General features: G+C 27.6%; 10 protein-coding genes. All 10 read right to left on the bottom strand.

Annotated features, from left to right (window positions below):
• Window positions 1-8 precede the first annotated feature (8 nt).
• Entirely contained in the window at window positions 9-2,927 is a 2,919-nt protein-coding gene (locus tag CNEONATNEC86_RS05195; RefSeq protein ID WP_159115764.1) for a hypothetical protein, read from the bottom strand.
• 38 nt (window positions 2,928-2,965) lie between these two features.
• Window positions 2,966-4,948: a methyl-accepting chemotaxis protein gene (locus CNEONATNEC86_RS05190; protein WP_243145347.1), complete on the bottom strand. Its 1,983-nt coding sequence runs from the start codon at window positions 4,946-4,948 to the stop codon at window positions 2,966-2,968.
• 441 nt (window positions 4,949-5,389) lie between these two features.
• Window positions 5,390-6,271 (bottom strand): carbohydrate ABC transporter permease, encoded by an 882-nt coding sequence (locus CNEONATNEC86_RS05185; protein WP_058294189.1) that lies wholly within the window; start codon window positions 6,269-6,271, stop codon window positions 5,390-5,392.
• 12 nt (window positions 6,272-6,283) lie between these two features.
• Window positions 6,284-7,174, bottom strand: a complete 891-nt coding sequence (locus tag CNEONATNEC86_RS05180) for an ABC transporter permease (protein WP_058294188.1) — start codon at window positions 7,172-7,174, stop codon at window positions 6,284-6,286.
• 205 nt (window positions 7,175-7,379) lie between these two features.
• Window positions 7,380-9,053 (bottom strand): extracellular solute-binding protein, encoded by a 1,674-nt coding sequence (locus CNEONATNEC86_RS05175; protein WP_058294187.1) that lies wholly within the window; start codon window positions 9,051-9,053, stop codon window positions 7,380-7,382.
• A gap of 391 nt (window positions 9,054-9,444) precedes the next feature.
• Window positions 9,445-11,193, bottom strand: coding sequence for a sensor histidine kinase (locus CNEONATNEC86_RS05170; protein WP_058294186.1), 1,749 nt, complete (start codon window positions 11,191-11,193; stop codon window positions 9,445-9,447).
• Window positions 11,186-12,712 carry a response regulator gene (locus CNEONATNEC86_RS05165; protein WP_058294185.1) on the bottom strand — a complete coding sequence of 509 codons (1,527 nt, stop codon included), beginning with the start codon at window positions 12,710-12,712 and terminating at the stop codon, window positions 11,186-11,188. The genes CNEONATNEC86_RS05170 and CNEONATNEC86_RS05165 overlap by 8 nt, the downstream gene beginning before the upstream one ends.
• Window positions 12,713-12,931: 219 nt before the next feature.
• Window positions 12,932-15,259, bottom strand: coding sequence for a glycoside hydrolase family 66 protein (locus CNEONATNEC86_RS05160; RefSeq protein WP_200848505.1), 2,328 nt, complete (start codon window positions 15,257-15,259; stop codon window positions 12,932-12,934).
• Between the two features lie 571 nt (window positions 15,260-15,830).
• The gene (locus CNEONATNEC86_RS05155) at window positions 15,831-17,471 is read right to left on the bottom strand and encodes a glycoside hydrolase family 13 protein (protein WP_058294184.1); all 1,641 of its coding nucleotides are present in this window, start codon (window positions 17,469-17,471) and stop codon (window positions 15,831-15,833) included.
• Between the two features lie 145 nt (window positions 17,472-17,616).
• Entirely contained in the window at window positions 17,617-18,621 is a 1,005-nt protein-coding gene (locus CNEONATNEC86_RS05150) for a LacI family DNA-binding transcriptional regulator (protein WP_159135627.1), read from the bottom strand.
• Window positions 18,622-18,898: the final 277 nt, after the last annotated feature.

Here is an 18,898-nt window from a genome sequence, read left to right as displayed (position 1 = left end):
CCTCCATTTTAAACTAAAGTACCATCACTTCCAATTTTATAACCATTAATAATGGTGTTAGTTAACATTCTTCCACTTCCATCCAAATAATACCATTTTTTATTATATTTTAACCAACCTATACTCATCTCACCATCAGTCCCCAAATGATACCAATTTTTAGAATCATTTACCCAACCAATTGCCATTTCTCCTAATTCATTAAAATAGTACCAGCTTCCATTTATATTTTTCCACTTAATTGCCATACTTCCATCTGATTGTAGATAATACCATTTACCATTTAAATTTTTCCATCCAACAACCATACTTCCATCCGGTTGGAGATAATACCACTTATTACTTAAATTTTTCCATCCTGTCTCCATAATTCCATTTTCATTAATTAAATACCATTTTTCATTTACCTTAATCCAAGAATTTTTTATTTGATTTCCATTTTCATCAAAATATTTCCATCCCTGTTTAGTTTCAAGCCATCCTTTTGCAATATTTACTTCATAATCTGATTCATCAAAGTTTTTTTCTTCTGATTCAGTACCATCATTATCTACATTACTATCTTTTTCATACTCATTAATATTAGTTACATAAACATACTCATCATTTCCATCATCGCCCCAAGCTACTAAATTAGACTTATTATAGACATCTAAATTATTTATTTCTAAAGGAACTACAAATTCTTCATTAAATCCAGATCCATTAAGTTTATATATTCGCTTTAATCCAAGTACCCATAATTCTCCTTCTGAATCTATTGAATAATATGGTTTCATTAAATTTCTAATTTCATCAGCATCTGTAGTTTCTATTTTTCTATTTTTCAATCTTGTAGAAACAGAAGGATCACAAACTTTACTTATTTTATTTCTGCTAACTCCTAAAACGTTATCTCTATTAGTTTGAAAATTTACTTGAATACACTGTATTTCATTTTTCTTATTCTCACCATCTTTGTTAAACCTTATAATATACAAATTTTCGTTTTTGGCAAATATATCTAAGTTATACCAGTCATCATTTATTTTAGGCTGAATCCATGATTTAAAATCTGATTCTCCATTCATTTCATAAGCATCAACTTGCTTAGGTACATATGCCTCATCAACTTTCTTACCTAAAGATTTAGATATTTTTAAAATATATTCTTTGCTATTTTCACCATCTGCATAAACTACATCTATATCTCTATCTGCTGAAAATTCTACATTAACCCTAGCATATACATAAGTTGAGTCTTGTGCTAAAATATCTAAACTTTTTAAAGTTGCTGTAATGTTTTCTTCTCCATATTTTTCTCCAAATTTTTCAATATTAGCTGTTTTAGTCTTTCCATCAACTTTATATATAAATTTAATATTTGCATAACTTGAAATATCCATATACTTTCCTAAATTATTTACAATTCCATAATATACAGGTAAATCACTTTCTATAGATAATCTAGAAGAGTTACCGTACAATCTTGCATCTACAAAATCATTATTTATTTCCACTGCTTCTGGTGATGTAAACACACTACTATTTTGAGTATCTAATACTTCAGGATTTTCAGGAATGTTATCAACAGTTGTTTTCTTTGTTGTTATTGAAATATCGTTATTATGACTTACTATTACATCTTCATCTAATTGAGTTGTTGATATTATTTGAATAACTACCTTCCCATCTACTGTTATAACTTTAACATCATCACATCCACAATATTCTCTTAATCTTCCTGCTATATACTCTGATGCCGCCTCTACATCTCCATTAAACGTTTTTCCTTGACCATCTAACTCTTTATTATCTGCTTCATTGGCTGTTACTGAAAACCAAAATTGATATTGATCTCCAAATAAAGTAGCTTCCACATTACTTCCTTTCTTTAAAGTAATATTGTCCCATTCATCCTTTGAATTAGCATTTATATCAATAGTAGTTATATATCTTGTTATACTTTCGTTTGGAGTATCTGGTACTTCAGGATCTACAGGAACATCTGGTTCACTTGGAATATCTGGTACTTCAGGATTTTCAGGAATGTTATCAACAGTTGTTTTCTTTGTTGTTATTGAAATATCGTTATTATGACTTACTATTACATCTTCATCTAATTGAGTTGTTGATATTATTTGAATAACTACCTTCCCATCTACTGTTATAACTTTAACATCATCACATCCACAATATTCTCTTAATCTTCCTGCTATATACTCTGATGCCGCCTCTACATCTCCATTAAATGTTTTTCCTTGACCATCTAACTCTTTATTATCTGCTTCATTGGCTGTTACTGAAAACCAAAATTGATATTGATCTCCAAATAAAGTAGATTCCACATTACTTCCTTTCTTTAAAGTAATATTGTCCCATTCATCCTTTGAATTAGCATTTATATCAATAGTAGTTATATATCTTGTGTTTTCATCATCTACTCCGTTATAGTCCACACTATATTGATACCAAACATCTCCAAAGCTTTCTTTGTTTGTAGATATTCTTTTATCCAAATTAAGATATTTACCAACATCCTCACCATATCTATCTGTATCTTTTAATTCTTTTATTAGCTTTCTTTTAATATCAAACTCTTGATCTTCTATACTTTCATCTTCAAATTTTCCAGTTTGTAAATTAAATAAATTTTTACCATTGTCATCATCTAATTCTATATACTTATTATCATACTTTTCTATGTCATATGCATCAGTATCCTCTAACTCTTTATATTTTCCATTACTATATAATACAGTTTTTTCTTCTTCACTTTCTCTGTTCCCATCATATAAATACTTATTGGAATAAGCTACAGCATTAGAAAAACTTCCCTCCTTTGATTTCAAAGTTTCTGCTGCAAATACTTTTACTGATGGGCATAATGTTGTGGCAGTAGTAGCACTTATAATTAAGGCTAATATTTTGTTAGTTCTTTTAATCATTATTTTCTCCCCTCTTTTGAAATAAATTTAATATATTTTTAGCCAACTTTAAATTCATCTATTGCTGAATTTAAAGTTTGAGCTAATAAACTTAATTCCTCTGAAACTTCAGATAATTTTTCAATCTTTTCAATCTGCTCTTTAGCTCCTAACGATACCTGTTTAGTCATTGCTGCCGATTCTTCCGAAATCAAGCAAATATTTTCCATTGATTCTTCTGTTTTATCTTTTGATTTGACTATCTCCTCAATTGAATCTACCATCTTTTCTATTTGATCTTCTATTTGATTCATACTTTCAAATATAATATTGAATGCATTGTCTGTTTTATCAACTGATTCCATCTGTTCTTCAATAATAATATTAGATGTATTAGCTTTTTCCATTACACTTTCTGATTTACTTTCTATTTGAGCAATGATTTTATTAATTTCTTCAGAAGATTTCTTTGATTTATCTGCAAGTTTTTTAACTTCTTCTGCAACTACTGCAAATCCTTTACCTACTTCTCCAGCTCTTGCCGCTTCAATTGCTGCATTTAATGCTAATAAATTAGTTTGTTCTGCTATTTCACTTATTAATTCAACTATTCCTCTTATATTTTTAATATCTGAATTCAAAACCTTTATATCATTTATAACATCACCAGTTACATTTTTTGTCTCTTCTGCTTTATTTTTTAAGATTTCAGCTGATCTAATAGCCTGACCTTTAATTTTTTCAGTTTCTCCAATAACCAAAGATACTTGTTTAGTTTTTGAATTTACATGATCTATTCCATTAGATAGATTATTCATACATGCTATTCCATCGTTTACATTGATTACTTGGTTCGCAGTTCCTTCTGCAATTTCAATCATTGCTGCTCCAATTTCTTCAGAAGATGCACTAGAATACTCTGAAGCTGTCTTAATTACATCTATAGCTATTATTACTTTTTCTGATAGCTCCTTAACATTACTAACTAAAGCGTTTATTTTCTTTAACATACCATTAAATGCAGTTATCACCTCTCCAATTTCATCATTACTTCTATCTATTATATTTAAGTTTAAATTTCCTTTTTTCCCTTCATTCATAAGCAATACTAACTTTTTTAGCGGATTTGATATACTTTTTTCTATAACTAGAGCTGCTATCATAGCTACCAAAAAAGATATTAAGCTTACTATTATAGTATTAATTTTCAAAATATTAGACTCTCTATCTAGATAGCTGTAGGGAATAGATCCTAATACGTACCAATCTGAATCACCTAATTTTGAATACGCAACTAATTCCTTACCATCATCTGTTGATAAATATTTATCTTTCTTTTTTCCATTCGATATTCCATTTTCTTTAATTTTTTCAACTAAATTTACATTCTCATACTGTGTTCCAATTAAGCTACTATTACTACTTAAGACAATGAGACCATCGGAGTCTATAACAAATATACTTGAACCTTTTCCTAGGTCTACATTTTTAAACAAATCAACAAATAATTTAGAGTTTATCTCTTCAATAATTGTTCCAAACTTTCCTCCTGTTTCTAAACTTTTAGCTTGAGCACATCCATAAATTTTATAACCTGATGGGCTTTTATTTAATGAAAATACAAACTTCCCTTTTTTCTCATCAGACAGTTCTTGTAGCTCTTTAACCAACATATCAGATAATTGATTTGAAAAACTTCCTATTTTTTTATTATCTTCGGTTATTATCCCTACCCCTGTCATATTATTTTGTGTAGATATCATACTTCTAATTGATTTACTTAACTCGCTTATCTTAATATAATCTGCTACTGAATTGTCATTTCCATTAAAATATTCTTGGATTTGTGGTTCTGCTATTATAGTCCTTGCAAAGTCAGAAGCTTTATTCATTTCACTATAAATATTAACTCCTATTTGTTCCATTATTTGATTTGAAAAGTTTGAAATTTTATTATCAATTGACTTTTTAGATTGCAATACTGCTGTTGTTCCAACTATTAACAACGGAATCAAAACTAATATGCTATAAGATATTATCAAACGAAATTTTATCTTCGATTTTCTTATGATTCCATTAAACTTTTTATCTTTTATATTTTCATTTTTAAACTTTATTTTCGATTTTTATTTTCTATGCTATTCTCTTTTTCAATATTTTCTGCCTAAAATAATTCCCTTATATATTTTTTTTATCCTTAATTTCTTTTTATCAGTTATATTAAAATTTTTTCATTATTATATACCTTTTCTATAAAAAATTGCTTTATACTGTTTATAAAAGATTGATATAAATAATTTATTGGGATGATTTAAGTTATATATATATTGCAATAATAAAACTTCATTTAAAATGTTTATAGGCAAGTAAATACCGCATACAAAATGTAGAAAAGTAATTTCAACATATAAATTTATATTCTATAAATTTATATAACTTACTCTTATTTCATCATTTTAAACAGTACAAAGCTTTAATTATACTTATTCCTTTACAGATCCCATAACCATTCCTGTAACAAAATATTTTTGTAAAAATGGGTATATAACTAATAATGGAATTGTTGACACAACTATTTTTGCTGAATTAAGTGTTTTATTAGAAATATCTGCAACACTTTGTAATTGAGCAGCATTTGTTACTTTAGTAATATCTACTGATAGTTGTTGTATATAAGTCTGTAATGGATAATTAGCTGTTTTATTTATATATAGCAAGCCACTAAAAAAGTCATTCCAATGCCCAACAATACTAAATAATGCAATTGTTGCTAATGCTGGAAGTGATATCGGAATATATATTTTAAATAAAATCTGCCATTTATTACAGCCTTCTAACATAGCTGCTTCTTCCAATGATTTTGGCACGCTTTTAAAGAAATTCATTAATAAAATCACATTAAAGATAGGAACTGCCCCTGGTAAAATAAGAGCCCAAATACTATCCAATAGATGCAAATTCTTTATTGTTATAAATAGTGGTACCATTCCACCTGAAAATAACATAGCAAATATCATAAGATTCATATAAATATTTCTTGCACCAAATTCTCTTTTATTCTTTGATAATGGATATGCCATTAAAACTACTAAGATTAGATTTAGCCCTGTTCCAAGTACAACTCTAGCTACTGAAATGCCAAATGATCGCCAAAACTGACTTTCTTTTAGCAACGTCTTATATGATGATAAAGTGAAATCTACTGGAACTAATCCTACAAGATTTCCTGCTGCTGCTGATTTATTGCTAAACGATATAGCTACCATATTTATTAGAGGAAATAAGCAGGCAGCCGTAAGTATCAATATTACACTCCATATACATATATCTGCTGCTCTACTTCCAAAGCTTTTAGATTTTATCATAATATCTCCTCCTTAGAAGATTTGCATATTAGCAAATTTTTTAGACAATTGATTTGCTGATACTAAAAGTATGCATCCAACCACCGATTTTAATAATCCAACTGCTGTCGCAAAGCTATACTGCATTCCAACTAGACCTACACGATATACATATGTATCAATTATGTCAGCTGTTTCATAAACAATAGGATTATATAAGTTAAACACTTGATCAAAACCAGCATTCAAAATATTTCCAAGATTTATTGCTGTCATAAGCATTATTATAGGTAAAATTCCTGGAATTGTTATATTAATTAATTGTTTAAATCTATTGGCACCATCTATGGCCGCTGCTTCATACAAACCCGAATCGATTCCTGTAAGTGCAGCTAAATAAACTATTGATCCATATCCAAACTCTTTCCATACATCAGTTCCTATTAAAATAGGTCTAATCCATGTGTTACTTGCCAAAAACAATGTTGGCTTGATTCCAAACATACCTAAAAATGCATTAACCGGCCCTTCAAAAGAGAAGATATTGGCTACAACTACTGCCAAAACTGCCCATGATAAGAAATGTGGCAAATACACAACTGTTTGAATTGTTTTTTTAGCCCATTTAATTCTTATTTCATTAAGTAACAATGCAAATGTTATTGGCACTATTGTGCTTAAAATAATTTTTCCTATAGCAATTATTAATGTATTTTTTAAAATACTCATACTATCTGGTATTTCAAGCATATATTTAAAATTATCAAGTCCTACCCATGGAGATCCTAGTATTCCTTTTGTAGGAATATAATCTTGAAAAGCCATTATTATACCAAACATAGGTATAAAACTAAACAATATTAAGAACATCATTCCTGGTGCAAGCATCATATGGTATCCTAATTGAGATTTTCTTTTTTTCATAAACGCGCCAGCCTTTCATATTTATTATTATTTATTTAACACGCATGTTATGTTAAATAAACAATTGATAAAAAACTTAAATATACCTTAATTGTCCTCAAATCCCTTTGAAATATTTATAATACTAATAAACAAAGAAATTAAGGACAATTAGACAATTATTTATTACTTCTTAAAGTTTAAAACACATAGTGTTAAATCTAGTTTATTTTTTTATGGCTTCCTCAACTTCTTTTGTAATTTGATCTCCGCCCGTACTCTTCCAAGTACTAACAAATTTATCAAAAGAATCTATAGGCTCTTCTCCTGTTACAATTTTTAAGAATGTTTCATCTTGAAGCTTTTGTAAGTTAGCCCACTTTAATTTCATACTTTCTGTTTGTCCAAAAAATACTGGATTAACTTCATTTACTTTTGTTTCTTCCATTAATTTTGGAGATATCATTCTTGAAGTATATCCACTCCATGCATCAGCACTTGGAGAGTTTGGATTTTCAAGATATTCCTTACATTTTTCATAATTACCCTTATCTGCGCCTAAAGATTCAGGATCTTTTTCTCCTTTTAGTGCTAAATCAATATTTTTATACATGTCAATTGTTGCATTATAATCATTAATAAGAATATTTATTGGTCTTACACCTGTATCAACGCCTTGTTTAGTATAATTCATAAGTTCTTCTCTTGCATAATCTTCATATACCATCTTGTCATTAATAACACTTGCTATTTTTACAAGTAATTCTGGATGTTCAAAACCTTTTCTAACAACATAAAATTCACTTGCTGGATTTTGTGTGTAAGCTGTAACACTTCCATCTTCATTTGCTGGTGCAATATACGGAGCCCATTGTGCATCTGGATTTAATTTTTTAGCATCATTTAATGGATAGTCTGGTGCCCACCATGGCCCAAAAAATGCTCCACATTGTCCATTAATAATAAGTGAAGTAACATCGTCCCCTTCTCTTACTGCTATTTGTGGATCAATTAAACCTTCTTTATAAAGTTCTGATAGTTTTTCTAAGCCTTTTTTCATATTATCAGTAGTAGATCCAAATACCACCTTACCATTTTCTTCAATCCATTGTCCTGGAAATGCATTATACATGCTCAAAATATTATCCATTTGGAATAATCCACCATATACTCCTCCTATGTTAGATGATCCTACAAGACCAATTGTTTTTCCAGCTCCATTATTACCAGGATCCTTTGTTATAAACTGTTGCAAAATATTCTCAACATCATCCATTGTCTTAGGAGCTTTTAGCCCCAACTTATCCATCCAATCTTGTCTGAGCCAAAGCATTGTAGGTACATTAGCACATTGAGTAGATGGTAATGCCATAAGCTTTCCATCAAACGTAGCGCTTTCCAAAGCTCTTCCACTATATGAATTATACATTTCTTTGATTTTGTCAGTAGCACAGTCATTATACGCATCTGTTAAATCTGCAATCATATCATTATCTACCAATTGTTTTAAAGTTGTTGCATCTACTTTCATAATATCTGGTATATCACCTGTTGCAATAGCCATTGAAACTTTTTGATCATAAGCATCTCCATTAGCTGCTTCAAATGCATTTTCATTTTGTACATTTAATATTTCTTTTAGATACCTTGTATACGCATTATCTTCATAAGTATCACCTTCTGGAAGTCGTGGACTTCCTGGAGTATTCTTTCCTATCGTATAAGTAACTAATTCATCATATTTACCATATGGTGTAGTTGATGCTTCTGTTTTTTCCTTTGCTGGTGCATCCCCTTCCTCTTTACTTGAACATCCTGTAAAAAACATTCCCAGCATAATAGCTGCCATTCCAACTGATGTGATTTTTTTTAATTTTTTTAGAAAATTTCTTCTTAACATCCCCTAAGCCTCCTATTTGTAATAAAATAAGTTATATTTTTATCTCTTCATTTGTTAATCACTCTATACTTAGATTATAAAATCTATATAGTTAAGCGTATATACTAAAGATTTTTGATTTATGCAAATTTCTTATAAACTTAAACATTTACATTGATATTGGGGTATTATCTTAGTTTCAATATTGTAGATAAAAAATAAACTAAAAGCGCATTTTATATATTTAGGTTAATAAATACATAAAATGTGCTTCTAGTTTTAATACTTTATAGAATTTTTAGTATCTCTTTTTAAATACTCCTTAATTTATTTAACTAGTTAAATTATATTTGATTAATTGCCTTTTAAAATTTCTATTATATTTTAAATACATTAATTTTTTAGAATTCTTTTATTCATCTAAATAAACATATTCATTAAACTTTTCTTTGCTTTTTTCTGCTGAAATTCTTATTCTCGCAATAGTTCCTTGATTTTCTATGCTTATAAATTCTAAGCCATACTTATCTCCATATACTACTTTAATCCTATCATATACATTCTTTATTCCATAACCCTTACTTTTACTGGTTAATATTTTTTCACACATTTCTTTAGTCATGCCAACTCCATTGTCCTCTACTTCAAATACAATATCAACATCTTCTTTTTTAGCAGATATTCTTATTCTTCCTCTACTATTTCTTTTTTCATCAATTCCGTGATTTACTGCATTTTCAACTAAAGGCTGAAGTAATAAATTAATCATATAATATTCTTTTATTTCATCATCAATGTCAAAATCCACATCAAAATTATAATTATGCATCATTAGTTGAATTTTAATATAAGCTTCTGTATTACTAAGCTCATTTTCAACTGATATTACATTACTTCCTTTATTTAAAGAAGTACGATAAAAAGTTGATAAAAGCTGAGACATTTCACTAATTTCTTCCTCTCCTGCTCTAATTGCCTTCCAATTAATTAAAGAAAGGCTATTATACAGAAAGTGTGGGTTAATTTGAGCCTGTAATGCTCTCATTTCATATTTTCGCTTTAATATTTCACTTTTATATACTTCTTGTATAAGAGTTTTAATCTTTACAATCAACTTATCGAAACTATTTATCAGAATTCCAATTTCATCTTCTGAATTGTTTTTTACTGTAACTTCTAGATGCTCAATATCCATGTCTTTCATATTTTCAGTTAACTCTTCAATACGATTTACAACCATATAAGATACTCCATATCCTACGATTAATAAAACAGCAAAACAAATAGCTACTACAAATAAAACAGTATAAATTATATTTTTAGAAGACTGCACAACTAAATATGATGGTTTATACAAATACCCAGTCCATCCTGTACTTTTGATTTCAGCTTTTACTAAAATATAATCTACGTTGTTATAATTAAGTTCTCCATTTTCTGCGTTATCTAACTGATTAACTGGAAGTAAATAATCCACCCCATTATCATAATTTCTATTTTCAAAAACTATATTCTTACCTTTATCTAAAATAACAACGCCACAATTATCATTAGAAATATTATATAAGGATTTAAAGAAGTCCCTATAATTCAGTTTTACATATAAAATATTTTCTATGTTCTTATGTTCATCACTAATAAATTTAACTGCTAAAGATAAATTTTTATTATTATCTAAAAACCAATAAGGTTTATATTGTCTATATATATGTTTATACCATTCATCTTCTTTAATGTGATTAATTGGTATTATGTAATCTGAATGCTTAGTAATATTATTACTAGTATATACTGTCATTTGTTCTATATCATTATGCAAAGCTTTAATCATATCAATATATGGATCTAAAACATTCTTAAATCTATAATACATTTCATAATAACTGTTATAATCATAATTAACTGTATCTAATATAGAAGATGTAAATGTGGTATAAGTAGATAAGTTATTATAAATATTACCTGAGTTATCTATTCTAGAAATTTCTTCTGAAAATGCTTCTACTAAGTTTTCCTTTTCTTGATTAATTAATAATTTATTTGTTTCTTTATAGCAAAAAACACCTAATATTGTAATTGGAATAATGCTCACTATAAAATAAGTTAAAATTATTTTTTTTCTAAACTTTAAATTTATTAAAAAATTTTTTATTCTATTCATTTGTTTCATCTCTTTGTCTATATTTTTCAGGTGTTAATCCATAAAATTCTCTAAAGCTTTGGCAAAAATAAGATATATTTGTGTATCCAACCCTATTTCCAATATCCTTAATTCTTATATTTGTGTTTTCTAACATATCTCTGGCTTTTTCCATACGATAATTTTTAATAAAATTATTAATCCCCATATTAGTTGTTTTTTTAAATATGCTACTTAAATAACTTGGAGTCATATAAACATATTCCGCCAATTTATCCAAAGACAAATCACTACCATAATTTTTATAAATATAATTTTTCACCATTTCTACATCATGTCTCTCATTGGACATTCCTTTAGAAGACTGTTCCTCAAGTTTATTTATAATATTATTTAATATTTCACTAATCTCTTGTATTGTTCTACAAAAATAAATTTTATCTATTTTCTCATTTAGATCAGTTTCATTAACTTTTCGTATTTCTTCATATACTTCCTTGTATATATTAGATAAAATAAATTTCACATACATCTGTGAGAAACTTTTGTGCGAACCATATTTCCTAATTAAACAATCAACATGTTTTCTTAAACTAAAAAATTCTCTAGATTTTATGTCATATTGAATATTTTTAAACATTGTGTCATCAAATTTTTCATCTGTTGACTCTAATTGTAGTTTTGAATCATAAAAAAACACATAATTATTAGCTATAAAAAATCGCTGTTCCATAAGTTGTTCTATATTTGAATATTCTTTTGTAAGCGTATACGAAGATTTCAATAAATTACTTACTGCAAAATAACAATTAATCTCATAATCATTAAAAATTCTATTATGAACCTTAATTAATATATTCTTTAATTCTTCCTCTTCTATAGTTTCAAAAGTAAATATTATACTTTGCTGAGGATTTAAATTTAAATAATCTATTTTAATATCTATGTTATTTCTAATTTCTTCCATATATTTTTGATTATCATTAAAAAACTCATCATCAAATTCCATTAAAATCATATTTTTATATTTATCCATAAAATCTATATGTTTGTCCATAAAAAATTTCTCTTTTAAATCATCTATGGAACTTCCATTTATTATCTTTAATAAAATATATTCCTTTTCTCTAAATTGCCTAAGTTCATTATTTTTATTTTCTTTCTTCTCCTCATTTACATCATTAATAACCTTCTCCATAGTTTCTTTAAATTCCTTTGGATTTATCGGCTTTAATATATAATCACTTACACCAATATCTATGGCTCTCTTGGCATATTCAAACTCACCAAAGCCACTAAAAATTACTATTTTTAAATTTGGATATATTTCTCTAGCCTTTTTTGATAATTGAAGTCCATCCAAAAAAGGCATCTTAACATCAGTAAACAAAATATCCACTGTATTTTCCTTTATATAATTTAAGGCTTCCTCACCATCACTGCATTCTTTTATATCTAATTCAAAAGAAAATTTGTTAATTAAAAATATAATTCCATCTCTTTCAACAAATTCATCATCTGCAATTAAAATTTTTATCATACATTCCCCCCCTTACATATAATATAACATTCTATATTTTTCTACAATAAATCATCAATAATATACAAATTTAGTTTAAATTCTCTACATATCATTCTTTATTTTATATAATTAGGTATCAAACTAAGAAAAATATGCGATATATCATATTCATAAATTCATTATACTAATAGATATATCGCATAAAATTTCTTAATGAATCAATCTAATCATATTATTCTATGATAAAAATAAATAAACATTATCAATTTGTAAATTTGTATTTTCTTGTGCATCTTGATAAAAGGACACATTAAGCCTTCCATTTTTAACTTCTACTGTTCCATGGATTTCTATATAAGAATCTCCATGTGGTATATTTACATGTACATCCTCTCCACCATAATTAGTAAGTTCCATTCTGCTTATATTTGTATTTCCAGTATTTTGTTTAACCATGGCTTTTACTGTGTATTTTCTATTTTCTAATCCAGTTATTGTTTGTTCTATTTTTTGAGTATAGCTTTCAGTGCCCCAAAAATAACATTTATAATCACCATCTTGCACATCTACATCATCTACTCCAACATTTGTACCAGTTGCTATCCATCCATCTAAATTTCCATTTTCAAAACTTCCATTAATGATTTCATTATCTAACTGGCTTATTGGTTCATCTTCACTCATATAAATCATATCCCAATATTCTAATGATGGAACTGTAAATTCTATATATTTTCCTGTATCATCTGAAGATTTTTTCTCAATTTTGATATTTCTTGTTTCACAATTATATTCTGGATCTGGTGATGCTACATAAACAGAATTTATGTCATCTGTATAATAATATTTCACTTTAATATTAGTCTGCTTATCTGGTGTCTTATCACTATTATCATAATTTGCCCATTGATTATCCTTTATTCCTATTAAATTAATCATTTGAATAATTTGATATTTATCATCAGCTTTGGTGCTATACCATATATTTCCCGTCTCATCTTCTCTGCTTGCTGATTTATCATAAATATACACTTCATTATCTGTTTCATTCTGTCCATCTCTTAATAAATTTTCATAAGCAACTATAAAGTCATACATATTACGTTCACGATTAATTAATTCATCACTCATCTTTAAATTTTCAGCTGGAAAATATTCGTGATTTAACATTTTACCATCATCGCCAAGCTCCAACCTGGATCCTCCTGCTGAATAAACTGCTGCATCAGTTAAAATAACAGCTCCTGTATTAAAATAATTTCCTGGATTATCTATACCATAATCCTTTTGCATATAAGCTGGAACTATTAGGGATTTACCACCACTCTCAATTCTTGACTGTTCAACCTCTTTCTTTAATGCTCCATAAGTATTATATTGAATCCCTTCACTATCATGATCCCAAGGCCAGATCTCAGTATAAAGAACATCTACATTACTTCTATTTACATTTTCTATTCCTTGTGCTCCAACTGGATTACACATTAGGTATTTATCACCAAGAGCTTGTTTTGCATTGTTCAAAAAATCTGTGTATGTATCTTTTACTGTTATGTAATGTCCATCAGCAGTTTTCATTTCTCCCCATTCACCTATAGTATCTCCATGCCAACCATCATATCCTAAAGCATTTAAAGACTCATTTTCTTTTTGAAAAATGTAATCCTGCCATCCTTTATTCCATAAATTGAAGAAGTATAATGTACTATCTCCTGTCGGTGTGTCTCCCATAAAGAAGGTAAATCGTTCACCTCTTTTATCTACATGTTCATTATTTTCTGAGTACCACAATCCCCATCCTTCATCAACACCATCATCCCAATAATTACTTCCATCAGTACTATTAGAAGTTGCTGCATAAATCATATTATATTGCATATTTACCATATTTGATGCTCTAGCTGAAGAAATATAACTGCGAATTGTATCTCCATAAATATCTCTTCCAGTCCAATCTTCCCAAACATCTGTATTATCTGCTGCTGGTTTATGGTGTCTATATTGTGCATCATAATATTCAAGTCCATTAATATGATAATTTTTAAGAGTCCAGATATATTTTGCTGTATCTACATTTTCTGAAAAATCAGTTAAATATCCATATCTAGGAAACCTTCTCCAATCTGATGATACATCAACTCCAACAGTTTCTGTATCTAAAATAATACCATCTTCATTTTTGCATATGGCTTGTACAAGATACCCTTTATAATCTTCATTAGGAACAGTCCACTCGTAATTTATATAGGCTTCTCCACCATTACTAATTGCCGAATACGTTACCACCTTTGAATCACTTACTTCTTTTTCAAGATGCTTAAATTTAAAAGTAATTGTTCCATCTTCTATATTATCTTCAGTATCATTCTTAATATCAAGATAAATTTTAACTATGTCCCCTGGATTGTACATAGATTTATCAGTATTTAAATCTTTTATCATTTTCCCTGTACTAGATGATGTTGCTAACACTTGGCTACCTCCTGTAATCATAATTGAAAAAATTAAAATCAATGAGAACAATAAACTTTGAAGTCTTTCTAATTTATTTTTTCCATCTTTCATAAATTAAAATCCTTCCTATATTAATTTTTTATTTATCAGTCATTTCATATATAATTAGAGAAATAACTTTATTTTAATTGTATTTAAATAATTCTAATTCAATAACTTTAAATATTTTAATAAATTATATTTGTTTATTTATTATGATTTTAACCTACAATAATGGTGCTAGAATCTATAATTTCACACAAAAACTATCTTCCTCCAATTAATTATTCTATTATCATTATTAGATTTGCTATCCAATATATCTCAGAGCATCTTTAGCTTACAAATTTGCCTTTCTTATCTGCTGTTTTCTCAATCAAATCATTTTCATTCTTATATATACCACCACCCAATAACAATAATTTCAAATTAATTACACTTTCAATATTAGCTAAAGCTTTTTCTAGTTATGGTTAAATTAATATGCTAATTTATCACCATTCTTTTCAAAATCAAAATATCATTAGCTGATAAATCTTAAAAATCTTTTAATTTAAGCTTTCCTATAATTCTTTAAAGATTCATCAGCTAAATTAGCAACGTTAATTGCAATTTAAATAACTTTACCTATTTATTACTTTAATTATAAAGTGAGTTTATATATCCTAGCTTCATATGGCTTTAATTCTATACTATCTATTGGGTCATTTATATCTACCTCATAATTAGAAATGAGCAATTCTCTACAAGTAAAATTAATTTCTCTATCTAAATTGAAATTTGTATTGTTCTCTGTAAAATTACATATGACTAATAATTTTTCATTTTCTAAACTTCTTAAATATGCAAAAATCTCTTTATTTTCTTCTAAAATTAGCTCATATTTTCCATAAACAACTACTGGATTTGCTTTTCTTATTTGTATTAATTTTTTATAATATTTGAATATGGAATTTTCATCTTTTAACTGAGATTTAGCATTTATTTCTTTATAATTAGGATTTACCTTTATCCAAGGCTTTCCACTTGTAAATCCAGCATTTTCACTATCATCCCATTGAATTGGAGTACGTGCATTATCTCTTCCTTTTGCATATATAGACTTCATTATTTCTTCGTGTTTATATCCTTTTTCAATCCTTTCTTTATACATATTTAAAGTTTCTATGTCTTTATAATCTTCTAAATTATAAAATTTTATATTTGTCATTCCAAGTTCTTCTCCTTGATATATATAAGGAGTTCCCTTCATCCCATGTAATAAAGTGGCAAGCATCTTTGCACTTTCTACTCTGTATTCTTTGTCATTTCCCCATCTTGAAACTATTCTTGGCACATCATGGTTATTCCAAAACAAACTATTCCATCCTGTACCTTCTAATTCCACCTGCCATCTAGATAAAGCTTTCTTTAAATCTAATAACTCCAACGGCTTTAAATCCCATTTTTCTTTACCTGGCTGTTGATCTAATAAGATATGCTCAAATTGAAATATCATACTAAGCTCAGTTCCATCAGGATTTGAATATTGCTTTGCTATTTCTGGATTAGAACACCAAGCTTCTCCAACTGTTAATAAATTTTTATCTCCAAAAGTTTTTTTATTCATTTCTTTGATGTATTCATGAAGTTTTGGTCCATTTTCTTTGATTTTTTTATCTGGAATCTTACCTATTAATTCAATAACATCCATTCTAAATCCGCCAATTCCTTTATCAATCCAAAAATTCATCATGTCATAAACTTTGTTTCTAACCTCTTCATTTTCCCAATTTAAATCCGGTTGTTTTTTACTAAATAAATGTAAATAATATTGTCCTGACTCTTTATCATATTCCCATGCACTTCCGCTGAAAGTTGATGTTAAATCATTTGGTTCCCTTCCATCTACAGGATCTCTCCATATATAATAATCTCTATATGCATTGTCTTTTGATTTCTTGGATTCAATAAACCACTTATGTTCATCAGAAGTATGATTAACAACTAAATCCATAAGAATTCTTATCTCCCTTTTATTAGCTTCAGATATAAGATTATCCATATCTTCCATTGTTCCAAACTCATCCATTATATTTTCATAATCACTTATATCATATCCATTATCATCATTAGGAGATTTATAAACTGGAGATAGCCAAATAACATCTATTCCAAGCTCTTTTAGATAATCTAATTTTTCTATAATTCCTCTTAAATCTCCAATTCCATCTCCATTGGAATCATTGAAACTCCTTGGATATACTTGATAAACTACACTTTCTTTCCACCATTCTTTTTTCATTAAATTTCCCTCCATTATATTATTTATTTCTATACTTTAAGCAAACATTTACTATAGATTTTTAAAATAAATTCTAGATGTTATTACGTATATTTTGCTTATTTTTACTTAAACGCTTACGTAAATTTCAAAAATAAAATTACTATTATTTTAGTAATTTTACTGTCTCTCTTTCAACAATCTTGTGAGAAAGAATTATATTATCTCCGCTATTCCCTGTTTCTAAAACACTTAATATTTTAGCGAATGCTTTTACTCCCATTTCGTAAAGAGGTTGAGCAACTGTAGTTAGAGGCGGATTACTCATTTGAGCTATTAAAGTATTATCATATCCTATAATAGATATCTTTTCTGGAACTTCAATCTTATTTCTATGCATAACTGATAAAGCTCCAAGTGCCATCTCGTCACTAGTTGCAAATACAGCTGTAAAATCTTCTTTTTCCTGTAAAAGATCTTCCATGCACATAATCCCACTATTATAAGTAAAATCCCCATATTTTATTATATTTTCATTAATATTTATATCATAGTCTTGAAGTGCATTTCTATATCCATTCACTCTAGTTATTCCAGATATTTTATCTTCCTTGCCTCCACTTATTAATGCAATTTTTGTATGCCCTTTTTCTATTAAAAATTGTGTTGCTGTATACGCTGCTTGTTGATCATCAACTTTTATGTAAGGTATTTTATACTTATATGATAAAGTTGATACTAAAATATATGGTATTTTTAATGAATTTAGCAAATTATAATATTCATCATTTATAGTTAAGCTAACTACTATTATTGCATCAACTTGACGTTCTCCTAACATTTTTATATAATTTACTGCCCTAACTCCATTAACTCCAGTATTACAAAGAAATATTCCATAGCCATTTTCATTAGCTTTTTCCTCTATTCCATTTAATATCTCAGCATAAAGATATGCTGAAACAATTGGTATTAGAACTCCTATTGTCTTTGTTGTCTTAGTTACCAATCCTCTTGCTATAGCATTTCTTTGATATCCTAACTCTTTTATTGCCTCTAAAACTTTTTCTTTAGTTTCATCGCTATAACCATCAAGATTATTAACAACCCTTGATACTGTTGCTACTGAAACATTAGCCCTAGTAGCTACATCTTTAATTGTTGCTTTCATAAAAATTCTCCTTTAGTTTACGTAAACGATTAAGTACAAGTTAAATATAACATATATTTTCCTAATTGTCTATTAACCAATATTAATTTTTTTATGAATTCATTTTTTTATTAAAGTTACATCATTATCTTTTGTGGATTCAATTACTTTCTTTGAAATATATCGATAATTTTACGTGTTTCTAAAATTTCAATAAATTATCATGGCATTATTATAAATGAAATACCTTATATGAATTTTATTCATATAAGGTATTTCATTTTATAATTCTAGTATA

Source organism: Clostridium neonatale (assembly GCF_900465025.1).
Taxonomy (GTDB): Bacteria; Bacillota; Clostridia; order Clostridiales; family Clostridiaceae; genus Clostridium; species Clostridium neonatale.
This window is presented reverse-complemented; position numbering and strand designations above follow the sequence as displayed.